The following is an 18,325-nucleotide window of genomic DNA, read 5'->3' on the forward strand; positions in this document are numbered from 1 at the left end:
GGGGTTGTTGGGCGGCTTGGTTGGGGGATTGCCGATCAGGCGGTGTCCAGTGTCGGCAACTTTCTGCTCGGGGTGTTTGTTGCACGGTTGCTCGGGGCAACAGGTCTTGGGGCGCTCGGGCTTGCTTTCCTGGCGTACTCGATCGCGCTGAACTGCTCGCGTGCTTTGTCGACGGACGCGTTGATGGTGCGTTACAGCGTGTCCGGGCACACCGATCGGCGCCAGGCGGTCGCGGCCGCCAGCGGTGTCGCGTTGCTCGTCGGTGTGGGCGGCGGGCTGGTCTGTGTACTGATCGGCCTCGGGTTGCGCCTGCAGACGCCAGGCTCCGAACCCGGTGCCGCATTCATTGCCCTGGGCATCGTTCTGCCAGGTCTCACGCTGCAGGACAGCTGGCGGTCCGCGTTCTTCGCGGCCGGGCAGGGCGTGAAGACGTTCGCGAACGACACATTGTGGACAATCCTCTTGTTGACGGTGCTGTTCCTCGGCCGCTACCTGAACTTCGGGATCACCGCCGCGCTGCTGACGTTCGGCGGTACGGCGGCGGTCGCCGGGCTGTACGGGATCCGGCAGGCGGGGGTGCTGCCACGGCCGGCCGGGGCGATCGGGTGGTTGCGCAGTCACAGCGATCTCGGGCCGCGGTTCCTGGTCGAGAACGTGGTGCTCGGGGCGGGTGGTCAGGTGCGTACGTTGATCGTGGCCGCGAGCGGTGGGCTGGCGGCGGCCGGGGCGATTCGCGGAGCGGAGATGCTGATCGGGCCGGTGGCGGCGTTGCTGATGGGCGTCGGTCAGGTCGCCGTACCGGAGGCTGCTCGGGCCTTGAGCCGCGGGCCGCAGGCGTTGTGGAAGCTGTGCGCGGCGCTCAGCGGTGGATTGTCGACAATCGCATTGTCGTGGGGTGCGGTGATCCTCGTCGTGTTTCCGCTCGGCGTCGGTGAGCTCGTGCTCGGCAGTGTGTGGCCGGACGCGCGGGCGCTGGTGCTCGGTGTGGTGATCAGCGCGGCTGCCGGGTGTTTGTATGTGGGGCCGTCAGCTGGCCTGCGGGCGCTGGGGCGCGCGGACAAGACTATGCAGTCGCAGATCGCCGCGACCACGTTGTTCGTCGTACTCGCAGCAGCCGGCGGCGTGTTCTGGCAGGCCCAGGGCGTGGTGTGGGGATCAGCGGTCGCCTCGGTACTAGGCATCGGCATCTGGTGGAGCCGCCTCGTCATCGCCCGCCGCGAACACGTCACCACGGAGAAGGAAGGGGCCGCGGCATGAGCGAGCGGGAGATTGTGGTTGCGACGCCGATGCGGCCGGCTGGGACGTCGGGGTTGCAGAGCCATGTGCGGACGTTCCAGGAGTATTTGCAGGGGGCGGGACGGACGGCGACGGTGGTTAGTCCGTTCTCGTCGCGTTCGGTGTTGTTGACGCCGGTGTTCGCGGCGCGGATCGGGATTCGGTGGATCAGCAGGCCGGCGGGTGTGTGGTGGTACCGGCACTGGCATGCGCGTTATCTGGAGCGGGCGCTGCGGCGTCGGATTGCAGACAATCCGAATGTTGTCATCTATACGCAGTGCCCGGTGTCCGCCGGGGCGGCGATGCGGGCGCGGACTACGCAGCCCGTGGTGATGGCCGCGCATCTGAATGTTTCCCAGGCGGATGAGTGGGCGGGGAAGGGCGAGCTGCCGGAGGGAGGGCGGCTGTACCGGTCGATCCGCGCGTACGAGGAACGGTTGCTGCCGGAGCTGGACGGGATCGTCTACATGTCCGAGTTCGCCCGCACGGTCCTGGAGGAACGCATCCCCGCGCTCCGCAACGTCCCGTCCGCCGTGGTCCCGAACCCGGTGAATCTCTCACCCACCACCACACCCGCGCCCACGACCACACCCGCCACCCCACCCGCGACCACGCCCGCGACCACGCCCGCGACCACGACCACACCCGCACCCGCGACCGCACCCGCGACCACGACCACACCCGCACCCGCGACCGCACCCGCCACCGCGACCACGCCCGCGACCGCGACCACACCCACACCCACACCCGCGACCACACCCGCGTCAGGGACCGCGACCGCGACCGCATCAGGGACCGGGATCGCGTCAGGGGTCGGGACTGCGGGCGGGGTCGGGGCCGCGGGCGGGGCTGTGGCTGACCTGGTGACGGTTGGGTTTTTGGAAGGGCGGAAGAATCAGGCGTACTTGATCGACGTGCTCGGGGCTGCCGCGCGGCGTGGGTATCGGTACACGGTCGACATCATCGGTAGCGGGCCGGACCGGCGGGCGCTGCAGGCGCGCGCCGACGCGCTGGGTGTCGGGGAGCAGGTGCGGTTCCTTGGCTATCAGGCCGATCCGCCGGCCCTGCTGCCCGGGCACCGGCTCTACTGTCACACCGCGACCATGGAGAACCTGCCGATCGCGATCCTCGAGGCGATGGCTGCCGGGCTGCCGGTTCTCGCGGGTGCCGTCGGCGGCATCCCGGAGATGGTCGCGCCCGGGATCGAGGGCCGGTTCTGGCCGCTCGACGACGCCGAAGCCGCCGCCGGCCTGCTGATCGAGACGCTCGAGGACGAGCCGCGCCGGGCCGCGATGGCGGCCGCCGCGAGGCGCCGGGTGGCGGCTGAGTTCTCCCGCGAGGTGGTCGGCCGAAGGCTCGCCGGATTCCTGGACCGCGCCGAACTCCGGAAGGAAGCTTCGCTGATCCAGGTCGCACGAGGAGGGCCGGCACCAGGACTCAATCGGCTTGATGAAAGTTCTTGACGAGTTGAGGTACCAGGCGTCGCTCGAGGCCTGCTCCCGTAGTAATCTTCGGTGACCCGTCGCCTAAGCGCGGGTTAACAAGGACACACTGCACGCCGTGGCGGACACGCTGCGTGGCTGAGCAGTTGCGGGAGGGAACAGGGGCAGCTGTGAGCGGAGCAGAAGCGCCGGACGCTCTGGAGAACAGAGACAGCCGTCGGCCGCTCTGGGTTGTCCCGCACGAGGTGCCGGCGATCGTCCCGCTGCCCTCGCGGTCGACCGAGCCGCGCTGGGTCGGGGTGTACCGCTGGGCCGCGGTGGGTGGGGACCTGCTGGCGGCGATGCTCGGCGTGTCGATCGCGCTGCTGACCCGGTTCGGGTACCACGTCGGTTCGAGCTACCTGGTGGTGAGCAGTCTGCTGCCGATCGCCTGGGTGGTGGTCGTCGCGCTGTCGAAGGGGTACGACCCGCGGTTCTTCGGCGCCGGGCCGGACGAGTTCCGGTCGCTGCTGCGGGCCGGCGTCGGGCTGACCGCGGCGGTCGCGATGACGTCGTACGCGACCAAGGCCGAGATCGCGCGCGGCTTCGTGGTGCTGGCGATCCCGGTGATGGTGCTCGCCGCCCTGCTGCTGCGGTACGCGTTGCGGAAGGACCTGCACCGGCACCGGGTCCGGGGCCGCTGCATGCACAGGGTTCTCGTGGTCGGGCGCAGTGGCCCGGCCGCGACGCTGTGCGAGCACCTCGAGAGCCGCCCGACCGACGGCTTCCGGGTCGTCGCCACCTCCCGCCCGCGAGGCGACGACAACCCCGACAGCATGGGCGACGGCGGCACCGGCCCGCTGCAGCCCGACGAGCTGGACGAGTCGGACATCCTGGCCGCCGCCGACCGGCACGCGGTCGAGGTGGTCGCGGTCGCGACCGACCCGGAGCTGGCCGGCCAGTCGCTGCGCCGGCTGTCCTGGGCGCTGGAGCAGCGCGGCGTCGAGCTGATCGTCTCGCCGGGCATCATCGAGGTGGCCGGTCCGCGGATCTCGGTCCGTCCGGTGGCCGGCCTGTCGCTGCTGCACCTGGAGCGCCCGTCGGTGAGCGGCGGCCCGCACCTGATGAAGGCGGTCTTCGACCGGGTGGTTGCCCTCGGCATCATCCTGCTGCTGTCCCCGTTGCTGATCGGCCTGGCCCTCGCGGTCAAGCTGACCAGCGCCGGCCCGATGCTGTTCCGGCAGCAGCGGGTCGGCCGCGCTGGTGCCGAGTTCACGATGCTGAAGTTCCGCAGCATGTACGTCGACGCGGAGCAGCGGCTCAGCGACCTGTACGCGCTGAGCGACGGCAACGGCGTGATCTTCAAGATGCGCAACGACCCGCGGATGACGCCGCTCGGCCGCTGGATCCGCCGGTTCTCGCTGGACGAGCTGCCGCAGCTGTTCAACGTGCTGCGCGGCGAGATGTCGCTCGTCGGCCCGCGCCCACCGCTCGCGGAGGAGGTCGCGCTGTACGCCGCCGACGACTCGCGGCGGATGCTGGTCAAGCCCGGCATGACCGGCCTGTGGCAGGTCAGCGGCCGCAGTGACCTGTCCTGGGACGAGTCCGTCCGCCTCGACCTGCGGTACGTCGACAACTGGTCGATGACGCTGGACCTGCTGATTCTCTGGAAGACCGTGCGCGCGGTCATCTACGGCGCGGGAGCCTACTAAATGGATCTGCATGCACCCGTGTACGTCGCCGGCCACCGGGGCCTGGTCGGTTCGGCGATCTGGCGGCGGCTGGACGCGGCCGGGTACACGAACCTGATCGGCGCCACCTCGCAGGAGCTGGACCTGCGCGACCGCGAGCAGACGTTCGCGTTCCTGCGCACCCACCGGCCGGCCACCGTGATCGACGCCGCCGCTCGGGTCGGCGGGATCCTGGCGAACCGGGACCACCCGACCGAGTTCCTCAGCGACAACCTGCGCATCCAGGTGAACCTGATGGACGCCTGCCTGGAGGTCCGGACGCCGCGGCTGCTGTTCCTCGGCTCGTCGTGCATCTACCCGAAGTACGCCGAGCAGCCGATCCGCGAGTCGAGCCTGCTGACCGGCGAGCTGGAGCCGACCAACGACGCGTACGCGATCGCGAAGATCGCCGGCATCATGCAGGTCCAGGCGGTACGGCGGCAGTACGGGCTGCGCTGGATCTCCGCGATGCCGACGAACCTCTACGGCCCGGACGACAACTTCGACCCGCAGAGCTCGCACGTCCTGCCCGCCCTGATCCGCCGCTTCCACGAGGCCAGAACAAAAGCCGCCGAGGAAGTGGTCCTCTGGGGCAGTGGTACGCCGAGGCGTGAGTTCCTGCACGTCGACGACCTGGCGGACGCGTGCCTGCACCTGCTGGAGCACTACGACGAGCCGGAGCCGATCAACGTCGGCGTCGGCACCGACGTGACGATCCGCGAGCTGGCCGAGCTGGTCGCCCGTACCGTCGGCTACACCGGTGCCCTGAGCAACGACCTGTCCAAGCCGGACGGCACCCCGCGCAAACTGCTCGACGTGAGCCGGCTGCTCGCGCTGGGCTGGAAGCCGTCCATCTCACTGGAAGACGGTGTGGCCGCCACCTACCGCTGGTACGTGGAGAACGTCACATGAAAAAGGCATTCATCACCGGAATCACCGGCCAGGACGGTTCGTACCTGGCGGAGCTGCTGCTGTCCAAGGGCTACGAAGTACACGGCTTGATCCGGCGCGCGAGCACCTTCAACACCAAGCGCATCGATCACCTGTACGAGGACCCGCACGCGAAGGACAAGCGGCTGTTCCTGCACTACGGCGACCTCACCGACGGCTCGCGGCTGGTCACGCTGCTCGCGGCGATCCAGCCTGCCGAGGTGTACCACCTGGCCGCGCAGTCCCACGTCCGGGTGAGCTTCGACGAGCCTGAGTACACCGGCGACACCACCGGCATGGGGACCACCCGGCTGCTCGAGGCGATCCGGATGATCGGTCTGGACTGCCGGTTCTACCAGGCCAGCTCGTCGGAGATGTACGGCGCGACGCCCCCGCCGCAGAACGAGGACACCCCGTTCTACCCGCGCTCGCCGTACGGCGCCGCGAAGCTCTACAGCTACTGGATGACCCGCAACTACCGCGAGGCGTACGACATGTTCGCGGTGAACGGGATCCTGTTCAACCACGAGTCGCCGCGCCGCGGTGAGACGTTCGTGACCCGCAAGATCACCCGCGCGGTCGCGGCCATCAAGCAAGGCAAGCAGGACCGGCTGTACCTCGGCAACCTGCAGGCGTCCCGCGACTGGGGGTACGCCCCGGAGTACGTCGAGGGCATGTGGCGGATGCTGCAGCACGACACCCCCGCCGACTACGTGATCGCGACCGGTACGTCGTACTCCGTGCGCGACTTCGTGGCGTTGGCGTTCGAGCACGTCGGGCTGGACTGGGAGAAGTACGTCGACCACGACCAGCGGTACGAGCGTCCGACCGAGGTCGACTCGCTGATCGGGGACCCGTCGAAGGCGGCCCTGGAGCTCGGCTGGAAGGCCCAGGTCCATGTGCCGGAGCTGGTCCGCATCATGGTCGACGCCGATCTCGCCGCGCTGAGAGGAGCGGACCGATGACCGACCTGCACGCCGAGCCCACCGCCGCCGCCCGGGTCGACGTGCTCGGCATCCACGTCAGCGTGACGAATCTCGACCACACGGTCGGCACCTTCGCCGGCTGGATCGAGCGCGGCGAGCGGCAGCTGGTCTGTGTGTCGGACATGAACGCGCTGCTGCACGCCCGTGCCGATGCGCGGCTGACCGAGGTGTACAACACGTCCGGCCTGACCGTTCCGGACGGCATGCCGCTGGTGTGGGCGGGCAAGAAGGCGGGTTTCACGGAGATGGATCGGGTCGCCGGGCCGGACCTGCTCGAGCGGGTGCTCGCGGAGGCGGCGGACCGCGGCTGGACGCAGTACTTCTACGGCGGCGCGAACGGCGTGGCGGAGGAGCTGCGCGAGCGGTTCCAGGAGCGGCATCCGGCGTTGAAGGTGGTCGGCGTCGAGTGCCCGCCGTACCGTGCGGTCACCGAGGCCGAGGACGCGGCGACCGTCGCCCGGCTGAACGAGGCGCGGCCGGACATCGTCTGGGTCGGGCTCGGCGCGCCGAAGCAGGAGCGCTGGATGGCCGACCACCGCGACCGGCTGAACGCGGCGATCCTGATCGGCGTCGGCGCGGCGTTCGACTTCCACACGGGCCGGCTGGATCGCGCGCCGCGGTGGATGCAGCGGGCGGGGCTGGAGTGGAGCTACCGGCTGTACAAGGAGCCGCGGCGGCTCTGGAAGCGGTACGTGCTGGGCATCCCGCGGTTCCTGCTGGGCGTGCTCCGGCATCCGCCGCGCCCCGTCTAGTTTAGGTTGGGGCGGTGATGTTCCGGCGGCCGAAGTTGCGTCGGCTGGCCGGTCCGGCCGGTCGCGCCACCTGGGGTTTGGCGGACCAGGGCCTGTCGAGCCTCAGCAACCTCGCCGTCGGCGTGGTGGTCGCCCGCTCGAGCACGGTCGCGGACTTCGGCGTCTACGCCCTGGCGTTCGGCGGCTACACCATCGCCCTCAATGTCTCGAGAGCAATCTCCACGGAGCCCCTGGCCGTCCGCTACTCAGGCGCCCGCACCCCGGCCTGGCAGCGAGCCGTCCGAGCCAGCACGGCAACCGCTCTTCTCACTGGACTACTGGGCCTCGTGGTCGGTCTCGCGATAGTCGCCGTGCCGCAAGTCCCCTCGAAGGGCGTCCTGATCGCGTTCGCCCTGACGATGCCCGGTCTGCTGCTCCAGGACGCCTGGCGCTGGGCGTTCTTCGTCGTCGGCGAAGGACAGAAGGCCTTCGTCAACGACCTGATCTGGCTGCTCGCGATGCTCGCGATCTTCGGCGGCCTCTACTTCACCAGGACCACCTCCGCCTTCACCCTGACGTTCGGCTGGGGCCTCGGCGCGGTCATCGCCGCGATCGCCGGCCGCTTCCAGGCGGGCGTCGCGCCCCGCCGCCAGCTGATCCGGGAATGGGTACGGCGGAACTGGGACCTGAGCCCGAAGTACGTCGGTGAGATGCTCGCGGTCTCCGGCACCATCCAGGTCTACATGCTCGGGATCACCGCGGCCGCCGGCCTGGTCGCGACCGCGGGCATCCGCGGCGCGCAGGTTCTGCTCGGCCCGGTCAACGTGCTGAACCAGGGGATCCGGATGATCTCGGTCCCCGAGGCGGCCCGCGCGCTCCGGCACTCGTACCGCCGGTTGTGGCTGGTCGGCCTGGCGATCTCGTTCGGCATCGGCGCCGGGGCGCTCGCCTGGGGCGCCGTCTTCCTGCTGCTGCCGGCCGTCGTCGGCCGGGAGCTCCTCGGCCCGGGCGTCTGGAACCAGGCGCACCCGGTGCTGGTCCCGGTCATCCTGCTGCAGGCGCTCGGCGCCTCGAACGCGGGCGCCTTCGCGATCCTGCGCGCCCTGACCGCCGCCACCCGCGGCCTCCGGGTCCGGCTGATCTCGTCGGTGATCCTGATCGTCTGCGGTATCTCCGGCGCCTACCTGTGGGGCCCGAAGGGCGCGGCGTGGGGGCTGGCCGGCGCCTCGTTCGGGACCTTGCTGCTGTGGTGGAACGAGGCGCACCGGGCCATCGCCGCCCACCGCCGGCTCAGCGCACAGTGACGGTGGCGTAGCCGCTGCGTACGGCGTGATGTCCGTCGAAGACCTCGATGCGGTAGGCCTGAGTGGTCCTGGACGGCGCACTGGTGTCTGTGAGCGTCACGGTGGGGCGGTACCAGAACGCGGAGCTGACCCTGGTGACGGCGACGACCGTATTCGCCGTACCGCGGAGCAGGCGGTAGGTGAGGCGTACGTCGTCGTTGTCGAGCGATGCCCTGACCGTGGCGTTCACCCGATGGACCCTCGTACTGGACAGCTTCGGCACCGCCGGCCTGAGTGGTACGGCGCCGGGGCCGAGGTTGGTGAACCGGGTCAGCCCTTGCTGGCCGGCGCCGTTCACCTCGGTGAAATCGCCGCCGACCCACAGATCGCTGCCGCCGCTGGTGGCCACGAGGGGACCGACCAGGGTCGGCGGCCCGCCGTTCGTGTTCGGGAACCACGGCCCCAGGGCGCCGGTCGCCGGATTCTGCAGCAGCAGGAAGTGCGTGCCGCTGCCGTCGGCGAACGTACGGGGACAGCTGTGCGCGTGCGAGCCCTTGAACAGCCACCCGTCCACCATTGCCAGGGCCTCGGTCGCGCCCAGGCAGGTGCTCTTCCACAGGAGCTTGCCGGTGGCAACGTCCGCGGCCCAGGTCCCGTCGAAGCAGCCCTTGCCGTCACCGGCGTCGGCGAAGAACACCCGGCGTCCGGACGTCTCGATGTCCTTCACCCGCGAGACGCAGGAGCTCGTCGGCAGCGGTACGGCGGACGCCGCCGGGAAGGACAGCAGCGCGCCGGTCGAGGTATTGACGCTGGCAACCGCCCACCGACTCGTCCCGCGGAGCGTGCCGAACGTCCCGCCCAGGTAGACCCGCGAGTTGTCGGCGGCGACGGCGATCGCGTAGACGTCGTCGTCCGCGTCCGGGTTCCACGGCAGCAGCGCGCCGGTGACCGTGCTGATCGCGGCCGCCCGGTTCCGGGTGACGCCGTTCACGAGTCCGAACGCGCCGCCGAAGTACAGGCTGGTCCGGCCGATCGCGAGCGCCTTCACCCGGTACGACACGCTCGGCGCGATGCCCGCGACAAGCCTGTCGGTCGCGGTGTCGAAGGCGGCGAGCCGGTTCCGGACCAGACCGTCGACGTGGGTGAAGTCGCCGCCGACGTACACCCTGGAACCGTCGGGCGACGCGACCACCGCCCAGACGAACCCGTCCAGGTCGTGGTTCATCGCGGCGTCGAGCGCGCCGGTGCGCTCGTCGAACGCGGCCAGGTAGGTCCGGGTCACTTCGCGGGTGCCGGGCCGCGCGCCCGGCGGACGGACGGTCCGGAACCGGCCACCGACGTACACCTTGCCCCTGGCAACGGCCAGGCCGAGCACGCTGGCATCGGTCTGCCAGCTCGAGGCGGCGACAGCCGTCAGTCGTGCACCGGTGCTGAGCGCGGGCTGCGGTGGCACCACCACCCCCAGGGCGAGGCCACCGATGCCCAGCGCAACGAAGAGTCGTGTCCCCATGATCGATCCCCCTAGTCATCAAGCTACGACTGGGAGTGCCGATCCGGAAGAGGCAGTTACGGGATCTTCACCGTCGCGGAAGCGCCCTTCATGATGTTCCGCCCGTCGTGCACCTCGACGTGGTACGAGTACGTCGACCCGCGCTTCAGCCCGCGGTCGACGACCTGGTAGGTCTTGCGCGGCTGCCAGAAGTACGTCGTGTACTTGCTCGAGCCGATGTTCAGCGAGCCACGGAACACGTTGTAGGTCAGCGTCAGGTTGTCCAGGTCGTAGGAGTCGGAGTAGCTGACGTACACCCGCCCGGCCGTCGTCGCGGTCAGCCTCGGTGCCTTCGGTACGGCGGGAGCCGCACCCCCCGGCGCGTTCGTGAAGTGGGTGATCCCGACCTGGAGCTGGCCGTTCACGTGCAGGAAGTCGCCGCCGACCCACAGGTCGGTGGCGGTGCCGGCCATCGCCAGCGGGCCGACCTTCGTGGTGCTCTTCAGGTTCGCGTCGGTGTTCGGGAACCACGGCCCGAGGTTGCCGTTGATCGTGCTCTCGACCAGCAGGTAGTGCGTGCCGGTGCCGTTGCCGAAACCGTTGGGCGTCGAGGTGCAGTCGTGCGCGTGCGAGCCTTTGTAGAGCCAGTTCCCGATCGCCTTGATCGCCTCGGTGGCACCGAGACAGTTGTTCTTCCAGAGCAGCTTCCCGGTCGACACCTGTGCGGCCAGTACGCCGTCGTAGCAGCCGTTGCCGTCGCCGCCGTTGGAGACGTAGACGTTGTCGCCGAGGGTGTCGATGTCCTTCACCCGGGTGGTGCAGGTCGGCGTGGGCTTCGGGATCGCGGCCGCGGCCGGGAAGCTGAACGCCGCGCCCGTGGTCGTGTTCAGCATCGCCAGCGAGTAGTGGTCCTTGCCGTTGATCGTGCTGAACGGACCGCCGGCGAACACCCGGGTGCCGTTGTCGGACACGTCGACCGCGTACACATCGGCGTTCGCGTCCGGGTTCCACGGCAGCAGGTCGCCCTGGATCAGCCGGACAGCGCCGAGCCGGTTGCGGGTGGTGCCGTTGATCGCGCGGAACGCGCCACCGATGTACACGCTGTTGCCGGAGATCGCCAGCGCCTTCACGCGGGCCGCGACCACCGGGTGCCAGGCCGCGACGAGCTTGCCGGTCACCACGCTGAACATCGCGATCTTGCTGCGCCGGACGCCGTTCACCACGGTGAAGTCGCCGCCGATCACGACCCATTTCCCGTCCGCGCTCGTGGCGATCGCGTACACCGGGCCGTTGAGGGTCGGCGCGAACGCGGTCGGCGCTCCGGTGCTGCGGTTGAACGCGGCGACGTACGTGCGGACCGTCTCGGGTGCCTGGCCGGACGCCTTGCCGGGCTGGCGGAGCCGGGTGAACAGACCGCCCGCGAACACCGTGTTCCCGGCGATCGCCAGCGCGTTCACGCTGTTGTTGGTCTGCCACGAGGGCTGCCTGATCGCCGACACCGCGGACGCGAAGCCCGGGGTCGCCGCTTGCACCGGCGGTCCCGAGGGGATCAGCGCAGCGGCCAGAACGGCCGCAGCGGTCACAACGGCCAGCACTAACTTCTTCATTTGTGTCCTAACACAGGCGGGGTCCTACAGCGCGTGCCTCATCACGCACCAGCGTCGGACACTAGCGCCGCAGGAGGCCCACCGGAAGCGGGCCTCCTGTACGCGTTATGACTTTGTGCTGGAGAAGCCATTTCACATCGAACGCAGCTCACCTGGCTGCGTAGTGAGACTGGACCTGCGCCGACGTGAGTGCGTACGGGTACACCGCCGCCTCGTCGATGCCCATCCCGGTCTGCGTCGCGCCGCCGCCGGGCCACGAGTTCGTGAGGTCGTACCCGACGCGCCACCACCCGTAGTACAGCGATGCTTGCCCCACCTGGGCGCTCCCGCTCAGCGCACCGTCGACGTACAGCTTCATCGCGCCGTTGTCGTACGTACCGACGACGTGGTGCCAGTTGCCGTCGTTCTTGCCCAACGCGCTGGTCAGCGTGCGCTGCCCGCCGTCGTTGACGCCGAACACGATCGCGCCGTTGGTCCGCATGTACAGCATCCGGTCGTTGATCGCGCTGCTCTGGGTCTTCCCGTTGCCGAAGCCGATGATCCGGCCGCCGCGGTTGAGCCCGCTCTGCTTGACCCAGGCCTCGACGGTGAACTGCTGCGGCATGCTGGACGCCTTCTCGCCGACCATCCGCCCGGTCGTGGTGCTGGTCGTCATCGCGGTGTCGCCCGCGATCGCCCCGGCGCCGCCGAGCGTGACGCCGGTGAACGGGCCGTTGTTGCTCTGCCCGGAGGAGTCGACCGACGTCGCCGTACCGGCCGGCTCACCGAGCCGCCAGTACGCCTGCGGCCCGTCGGAGTTGACGATCTGGTCGTACGCCGTGGACGCGGTCGTGGCGACTGTGACCGGGTCCGAGTAGTTGCCGCGGATCGTCGTACTGCCGTCGGTGACCTCGACGCGGTAGTTGGTCGACTCGCCGGGTGTCACGTCGGTGTCGGTGTAGTGCACCCACGGCCGGTCCCACGGCGTCGACTTGACCGTCCAGGTCGCGATCGTGGTGTTGCTGAAACCGCGGAGCAGCCGGTAGGTCAGCGTGCTGTCGTCGTTGTCGACCACGGTCGGGAAGTTGATCTGCACGGCGCCCGGACGGACGCTGTACGGCGTCAGCTTGGCGGGCTTCGCCGGAGCCGCGCCGGGCAGGGCGTTCGTGAAGTGCGTCAGGCCCTGCTGGGCGGCGCCGTTCACGTGCAGGAAGTCGCCGCCGACCCACAAGTCGTCGCCGCCGGTCGCGAACGCCAGCGGGCCGACGTTGGTCGCGCTGTTCGGGTCGGCGTCGGTGTTCGGGTACCAGGGGCCGAGCGTGCCGTCGGACAGCTTCTCGGAGAGCAGGAACCGGTAGTCGAAGCCCTGCGGGAAGCCGCCCGCGCCCTGGTTGGCGCAGTCGTGCGCGTGGGAGCCCTTGTACAGCCAGCCGTTGACGACCTTGACCGCCTCGGTCGCGCCTAGGCACTGGTTCTTCCACTTCAGCGTGTTCGTCGCGATGTCGACCGCCCAGGTGCCGTCGAAGCACCCGCCGCCGTCACCGCCGTTGCCGAAGTACACCGTGTCGCCGCTGGCGTCGATGGTCTTCACTCGGGTCGTGCAGGACCCGTTCGGCAGCGGTACGGCGGAGGCGCCCGGGAAGGGAAGGACCGCACCGGTCACCGGGTCGAGGCTGGTCACCGTGTTCTGGTTGGTGCCGTTGACGGTACTGAACTGGCCGCCGGCGTACACCTTGGACGCGTCGTCGGCAGCGTCGACGGCGTACACGTCACCGTTCACGTCCGGCGCCCAGGGCAGCAGCGTGCCGGTGTCGGTGGAGACCGCGGCGAGCCGGTTGCGGGTCTGGTTGTTCACCAGGCCGAACGAGCCGCCGAAGTAGACCGTCGTGCCGGAGACCGCGATCGTCTTCACCCGGTACGAGACCGAGGGCTTCCAGTTCGCGACCAGGGCGCCGGTCGCGGTGTCGAAGGCCGCGATCCGGTTGCGGGTCTGGCCGTCGACCGTGGTGAAGTCGCCGCCGACGAAGATCCGGGATCCGTCCGCCGAGGCGGCGACCGCGTAGACCTGACCGTTCAGCACCGGGTTGAACGAGCTGACCAGCGCGCCGGTGCCGGCGTCGAAGGCGGCCAGGTAGGCCTGGGCGACCTCGCCGGTGCCGGCCGCGGCGCCGGGCGGCCGGACGCTGGTGAAGCGTCCACCCGCGTACGCCTTGCCGCCGGCGACCGCGAGACCCTGCACGCTGGCGTTGGTCTGCCAGCTCGAGCTGTTGACCGCCGACAGCGACGCCTCCACGCTCTGCGCCGGTGGCGCGAGCAGCAGCGTCCCCGCGACCGCGAGCAAGGTCCCTGCGATACCCAGCCGTGTGAACAGCCGTCGTTTCCTCATGTCCCCCCTAGGACAATCCGGCGCCGCCTCACGGACGCCGTACGTAAGCTCTCTGAAGCTCCCCCAGACAGAGAGTAGGGCACCGGAGCGAGATCGTCTGCCCTGGGCGGCGGGCCTGTGGATATCCTGGGGCGCCGGCCGTGATCACGAGCGAATGAGGTACCTGCATGGAACCGGGCACTGTGGTCTGGCGGGAGACCGCCCAGTCCCTGCTGCGGCAGAAGTGGCTGATCATGGGCTGCGTGCTGCTCGGCCTGCTCGGCGCCACGGTGTTCGCGCTCTCCCAGCCCATCCGCTGGACCGCGTCCAGCCAGCTGGTGATCGGCCCGGCCGTGCCGCCGGCCCTGGTCGGGAAGCTGTCCGCCGGCGCCGACAAGACCGGCCCGCTCGGCATGGACCTGCCGGCCGACACCCAGGCCCGGGTGATGGCCAGCCCGACGCTGCTCGCCGCCGTGGTGAAGGCGCTCGGCATGCCGAACAACGACCAGACCGTCCAGGACCTGGCCGCGGTCACCCGGGTGAAGGCGGTCACCGACAACGCATACCTGATCACCACCGACGGACCGACCGCGCAGAAGGCGGTCGACCGGGCGAACGCGATCTCGACGATGTACCTGACCCAGCGCAACAACGAGGCCAAGGCGCTGCTCACCAACCTGGCCGAGCAGGCGCAGGCCCGTTCGAAGACCGCGACCCAGCAGTCGCGCGGCCTGGCCAGCCAGATCGACGAGGCGGTCGGGCGCGGCGACAACCAGACCGCGGCGGCGCTGCGGGACCAGCGGGTCACGCTGGCGACCGAGGCCCGGCAGGCCGCGGACGACGCGGCCGCGATGCTGAAGGCGCTCGCCACCGTCGGCGCCGGCAGTCAGCTGGTGACGCCGGCGACCACGGACACCGCCAGCTCGTCGCCGATCGTTGCCCGCGACATCCTCGTCGGAGGCATTCTCGGCCTGGTGCTCGGCTTCGGCCTCGCGCTGCTCCGGTCGCACCTGACGCCGTACATCCTGACCCGTGACCAGGCGGCCCGGGCCGCGAGCGCTCCGGTGATGGCGGCCTCCGAGGGGCATCGCCGGCGGTTCTGGCAGCGGTCCGCGCCGGAGCTTCCGCAGTACGAGATCACCGCGCTCGGCGCCGAGGCGAGCGGGGCCCTGGCCCGGCGCGAGCTGAACCCGCGGGCGATCGCCGGCGGCAGCCCCGGCGCGCTGCTGGTGGTGTCGGCGTCCCCGACCCCGAACTCCGCGGGCATCGCGCTGGCGATGGCCGAGGCGAACGCCCGCGACGGCCGGGAGACCCTGCTGGTCCTCGCGGACATCGAAGGTACGCCGGTGCTCCCGCACCTCACCGGCCACGAAGGACTCACCGACCTGGTCAACGAGCCGGCCGCCACCCGCGCGATCCGCGCCCGCAAGCTGTTCCGGCCCGGGACGGTCGCGGACCTGTACGTGCTGCCGCCCGGCCTCAACCACGAGGAGACCGCCGAGGCGGTCGGCCCGTCGCTGGTGCCCGGCATCGTCGCGGACCTGCCGCCCGGGTACTCCGTGGTCATCCACGGGCCGGCCTCCGTCGGACGGCACGGGATCTCGCCGCTGGCCGCCGCCGTCGACGCGTCGGTGCTGGTGGTGCAGGTCGGCCTCGACAAGGAGATGGACGTCGCCCGACTGACCGGTGCGCTGCAGTTCGCCGGCGCGCCGGTCCTCGGCGTCGTGCTGATCGGTGCCGCCTCGCAGGACGAGACGCTGGGCATCCCGTTGAACTACAAGTCGCTGGACTGATGCAGGCCACGCTGGCGCCACCTGTCCCGGGCACGGTCGAGAACGCGAACGAGCGACCGGCCTGGTTCTGGCTGATGCTGTGGTGCCTGTTCGTCCTCGGCGTCCAGCCGTGGTCGTCGCGGGTCGCTTCGCCGCAGGGTGACACCGGGTCCACGAACAGCATGGCGAAAGGCCTGCTGCTGGGCGCGGTGTTCCTGATCGCGGTCGCGGCGACAAAGCCCGGGTTCCGGACCCGGGTGAACCTGGCCGGCTGGTTCTACATGATGTACGTGCTGTTCGCGTGCGCGACGGCGTTCCTGCTGGCCGAGCCGCTAGGCCCGCTGACCCGGCTGGCCCGGTTCCTGATCGGGCTGGTGCTGGTCTTCCTGATGTGGCGCCCGCTGGTCCAGGTACCGGAACGCCTGGTCCGGGCGCATCTGTGGGCCCACCTGTTGCTCGGGGCAACCGTCGTACTGAGTCTGGCCTACTCGCCGTCGGAGGCGTGGCGCCCGCTGCGCACGCTCGGCGCCGGCTACCGCCTGCAGGGCGTCATCATCCCGATGCTGCCGCCGCGGGTCGGCGAGGTCGGCGCGATCATGCTCGGGCTGGCGCTGATCGGGCTCGTCTGCCGCAAGCTGTCCACGCTGCCGGCGGTGGCGCTGATCGGACTCGGTGGTGTGCTGATCGCGGCGAGCCGCACACGGACCGCGGCCGCGGCCGTCGCGGCCGGACTGGTGATCGCGTTGATCATCACCCGGAAGACGTGGGCCGGCCGGATCGCGTGCCTGGTCGTCCCCGGGCTGCTCGGCCTCGCGTTCCTCACGATCGGGTCGTTGCACGACTGGCTGCTCCGCGGGCAGGGCACGCAGCAGATCACCTCGCTGAGCGGCCGTACGACGAGTTGGCACGCGGTCATCGACGAGAAGGTGTCGACGCAGACCGCGATCATCGGGCACGGCCTCGGCAACAAGCGGATCCTGCTGCTGACCGGTGAAGGCAACATCGGCGTGATGGCGATCGACAACAGCTGGCTCAGCCTGTACTGGGAGACCGGGCTGCTCGCGGTCGCAATCGTCGCCGTCGCGCTGATCCTCGCGTGGGTGTCGGTGCTCCGCGCGCCGACGCCGTACGTGCGGGCGTGCGGCGCGCTGCTCCTCGGGTACGTGACCGTCGCTTCGCTCAACGAGAGCGGGTTGTCCGACCTGTCCTCGATGACGCTGCACCTGCTGGTGGCCGCGGCGATCTGCGACGCGGACCGGCTGAGACAGCTCAGTCGGCGCAGACAACTCAGCCGGCGCAGAGAGCTCAGCCGGCGCGGACGGTCAGCTGCTCACTGAATCCTGGTCGAAGCCGGACTGCTGCCACTCGGACCAGGTCAGTGACTTGCCGTGGTACGCGAACCGGTCGGCGCCCTGGTAGCTGTTCCGGCGGAAGGTGATCGCGCCGGGCTGTGCCGGCGACTTCTTGTTCTCCACCACGCCGAGCGTCGACGACGGGTCCGTCATCACGATCAGGTTTCCCTCGACGAGCACGTTCCGCAGTACGTACGTCCCGCGCGGCCCGTCGCCCCGGGTCCGGGACTGGATCGAGAGCGCGTTCCGGTTGTCCTTGATCAGGTTGCCGCGGACCTGTACGTCGGCCGACGTGTTGACGTTGATGCCGCCGCCGTCCCAGAGCGTGCCGCCGGATCCGCGCCCGGTGCCGAACCCGTTGTGCTCGACGACGTTCTGGTCGATCACCCCGGCGTAGCTGATCTCGTACCGGATGCCGTCGGCGGCGTTGTCGCGGATCCGGTTCCCGGTGATCCGGCGGTCGTACTCGGCGATGTCGCTCCATATCCCGACGCCTCGGTTCGCGACGATGTCGTTGCCGCTGACCTCGCCCGAGGACCGGGTGGACTTGATCCCGCCGGACTCCCAGTCCGCGATCCAGAAGCCGTCGGTGTTGTTCCGGGTGACCAGGTTCGCGCTGATCCGGACGTCCGCGGACTTGTACTGCCCGATGCCGAGCTGCCCGTTGTCGGCGACGGTGTTCCGGGTGACCTCGGCACGGTCGCCCTCGATCACCATGATGCCGACGGCGTGGTTCCAGCGGACCTCGTTCGAGAGCACCTTCCAGCCGGCGCCGGCCTGCAGCGCGCCGGCTTGCGGGCGGGTCGCGAAGTGCTCGATCGTCAGCCCGGTGACGGTCACATCCGTGGCCGTGTTCGCGATGGCGGTCTGGGTGCGCGACAGCTCGGTGAGGTGACCGTTCGGGTCGTCGCCGACATACAGGGTGTTGGTGTCGTAGTCCCCGTAGAACGTGCCGGGCTTCACCTGGGGCAGGCTCATCACCCGGGTCAGGTGATTGCCGTCCACGTACAGCTGCTCGCCGCGCTGGCAAGGGTTCGTCTGGTTGTCCTCGCACTGGCCTTTGAGCTTGTACGCAGGGGGCAGGACGCCTTGTACCGACCAGCTGGTGCCTTCGTGCTTCCAGCCCGTCAACGTGATTGCTCCACTCAGCACCGCGCCGGGCTGCCCGCTGAGCGTGTCACCTGTCTTCGGCTGGATCGCGCGCGTCAGGCGGTGCACGCCCTTCGCGAAACAGAACGTGCTGCCTTCCGGGGCGGCGTCGACGACCGGCTGCGGGTCGGTGCCGACCGGGATCGCCGTACCGCTGCAGGGCTTCGCCGTACCCGGGCCTGTCGGTCCGAGTACGGCGGCGGCCGCGGCCGGGGGAGCGGTCGGGACGGTCACGGTGACGACCTTGGTGGGCGCC

General features: G+C 70.1%; 13 protein-coding genes. 9 read left to right on the forward strand and 4 right to left on the reverse strand.

Annotation, left to right across the window (positions count from 1 at the left end):
- From VFF46_RS38430 to VFF46_RS38460, 7 genes are all read left to right on the forward strand, one after another.
- On the forward strand, positions 1 to 1,257 hold a 1,257-nt coding region (locus VFF46_RS38430), incomplete at its 5' end, for a hypothetical protein (RefSeq protein WP_325042203.1).
- The gene (locus VFF46_RS38435; protein ID WP_325042204.1) at positions 1,254 to 2,738 is read left to right on the forward strand and encodes a glycosyltransferase family 1 protein; all 1,485 of its coding nucleotides are present in this window, start codon (positions 1,254 to 1,256) and stop codon (positions 2,736 to 2,738) included. The genes VFF46_RS38430 and VFF46_RS38435, both read left to right, overlap by 4 nt.
- Positions 2,739 to 2,887: 149 nt before the next feature.
- On the forward strand, positions 2,888 to 4,408 hold the full coding sequence (locus tag VFF46_RS38440; protein ID WP_325042205.1) for a sugar transferase: 1,521 nt from the start codon (positions 2,888 to 2,890) through the stop codon (positions 4,406 to 4,408).
- Positions 4,409 to 5,338 carry a GDP-L-fucose synthase gene (locus VFF46_RS38445; protein ID WP_325042206.1) on the forward strand — a complete coding sequence of 310 codons (930 nt, stop codon included), beginning with the start codon at positions 4,409 to 4,411 and terminating at the stop codon, positions 5,336 to 5,338.
- Entirely contained in the window at positions 5,335 to 6,321 is a 987-nt protein-coding gene (gene gmd, locus VFF46_RS38450; protein WP_325042207.1) for a GDP-mannose 4,6-dehydratase, read from the forward strand. Before VFF46_RS38445 ends, gmd begins: the two co-directional genes overlap by 4 nt.
- Positions 6,318 to 7,094, forward strand: coding sequence for a WecB/TagA/CpsF family glycosyltransferase (locus tag VFF46_RS38455; protein ID WP_325042208.1), 777 nt, complete (start codon positions 6,318 to 6,320; stop codon positions 7,092 to 7,094). Before gmd ends, VFF46_RS38455 begins: the two co-directional genes overlap by 4 nt.
- A 17-nt stretch (positions 7,095 to 7,111) precedes the next feature.
- Positions 7,112 to 8,377, forward strand: a complete 1,266-nt coding sequence (locus tag VFF46_RS38460; RefSeq protein ID WP_325042215.1) for a hypothetical protein — start codon at positions 7,112 to 7,114, stop codon at positions 8,375 to 8,377.
- On the opposite strand, the gene VFF46_RS38465 is transcribed toward VFF46_RS38460, so the two are convergent.
- The 3 genes from VFF46_RS38465 to VFF46_RS38475 form a co-directional block, all read right to left on the reverse strand.
- Positions 8,364 to 9,866 (reverse strand): fibronectin type III domain-containing protein, encoded by a 1,503-nt coding sequence (locus tag VFF46_RS38465; RefSeq protein WP_325042209.1) that lies wholly within the window; start codon positions 9,864 to 9,866, stop codon positions 8,364 to 8,366. The two genes, VFF46_RS38460 and VFF46_RS38465, sit on opposite strands and share 14 nt — an antisense overlap.
- Before the next feature lie 56 nt (positions 9,867 to 9,922).
- Positions 9,923 to 11,452, reverse strand: coding sequence for a fibronectin type III domain-containing protein (locus VFF46_RS38470; protein ID WP_325042210.1), 1,530 nt, complete (start codon positions 11,450 to 11,452; stop codon positions 9,923 to 9,925).
- A 148-nt stretch (positions 11,453 to 11,600) separates the two neighbouring features.
- Positions 11,601 to 13,817 carry a LamG-like jellyroll fold domain-containing protein gene (locus VFF46_RS38475; RefSeq protein WP_325042211.1) on the reverse strand — a complete coding sequence of 739 codons (2,217 nt, stop codon included), beginning with the start codon at positions 13,815 to 13,817 and terminating at the stop codon, positions 11,601 to 11,603.
- Between the two features lie 167 nt (positions 13,818 to 13,984).
- Between VFF46_RS38475 and VFF46_RS38480 the strand changes: the two genes are divergently transcribed.
- The gene (locus VFF46_RS38480) at positions 13,985 to 15,589 is read left to right on the forward strand and encodes a Wzz/FepE/Etk N-terminal domain-containing protein (protein ID WP_325042212.1); all 1,605 of its coding nucleotides are present in this window, start codon (positions 13,985 to 13,987) and stop codon (positions 15,587 to 15,589) included.
- Positions 15,589 to 16,905: a hypothetical protein gene (locus VFF46_RS38485; protein ID WP_325042213.1), complete on the forward strand. Its 1,317-nt coding sequence runs from the start codon at positions 15,589 to 15,591 to the stop codon at positions 16,903 to 16,905. Before VFF46_RS38480 ends, VFF46_RS38485 begins: the two co-directional genes overlap by 1 nt.
- Here the strand turns inward: VFF46_RS38485 and VFF46_RS38490 are convergent.
- A partial coding sequence (locus VFF46_RS38490) for a right-handed parallel beta-helix repeat-containing protein (protein WP_325042214.1) occupies positions 16,891 to 18,325 on the reverse strand: 1,435 nt, incomplete at its 5' end. The two genes, VFF46_RS38485 and VFF46_RS38490, sit on opposite strands and share 15 nt — an antisense overlap.

It is taken from the genome of Kribbella sp., from assembly GCF_035655035.1.
Taxonomy (GTDB): domain Bacteria; phylum Actinomycetota; class Actinomycetes; order Propionibacteriales; family Kribbellaceae; genus Kribbella.

Bases quoted from the DNA above. Each gene is read 5' to 3' on its own strand.
- VFF46_RS38435 (WP_325042204.1), top strand. From the start codon at position 1,254: ATGAGCGAGCGGGAGATTGTGGTTGCGACGCCGATGCGGCCGGCTGGG.
- VFF46_RS38445 (WP_325042206.1), top strand. From the start codon at position 4,409: ATGGATCTGCATGCACCCGTGTACGTCGCCGGCCACCGGGGCCTGGTC.
- gmd (WP_325042207.1), top strand. From the start codon at position 5,335: ATGAAAAAGGCATTCATCACCGGAATCACCGGCCAGGACGGTTCGTAC.
- VFF46_RS38455 (WP_325042208.1), top strand. From the start codon at position 6,318: ATGACCGACCTGCACGCCGAGCCCACCGCCGCCGCCCGGGTCGACGTG.
- VFF46_RS38460 (WP_325042215.1), top strand. From the start codon at position 7,112: ATGTTCCGGCGGCCGAAGTTGCGTCGGCTGGCCGGTCCGGCCGGTCGC.
- VFF46_RS38465 (WP_325042209.1), bottom strand. From the start codon at position 9,866: ATGGGGACACGACTCTTCGTTGCGCTGGGCATCGGTGGCCTCGCCCTG.
- VFF46_RS38470 (WP_325042210.1), bottom strand. From the start codon at position 11,452: ATGAAGAAGTTAGTGCTGGCCGTTGTGACCGCTGCGGCCGTTCTGGCC.
- VFF46_RS38475 (WP_325042211.1), bottom strand. From the start codon at position 13,817: ATGAGGAAACGACGGCTGTTCACACGGCTGGGTATCGCAGGGACCTTG.
- VFF46_RS38480 (WP_325042212.1), top strand. From the start codon at position 13,985: ATGGAACCGGGCACTGTGGTCTGGCGGGAGACCGCCCAGTCCCTGCTG.
- VFF46_RS38485 (WP_325042213.1), top strand. From the start codon at position 15,589: ATGCAGGCCACGCTGGCGCCACCTGTCCCGGGCACGGTCGAGAACGCG.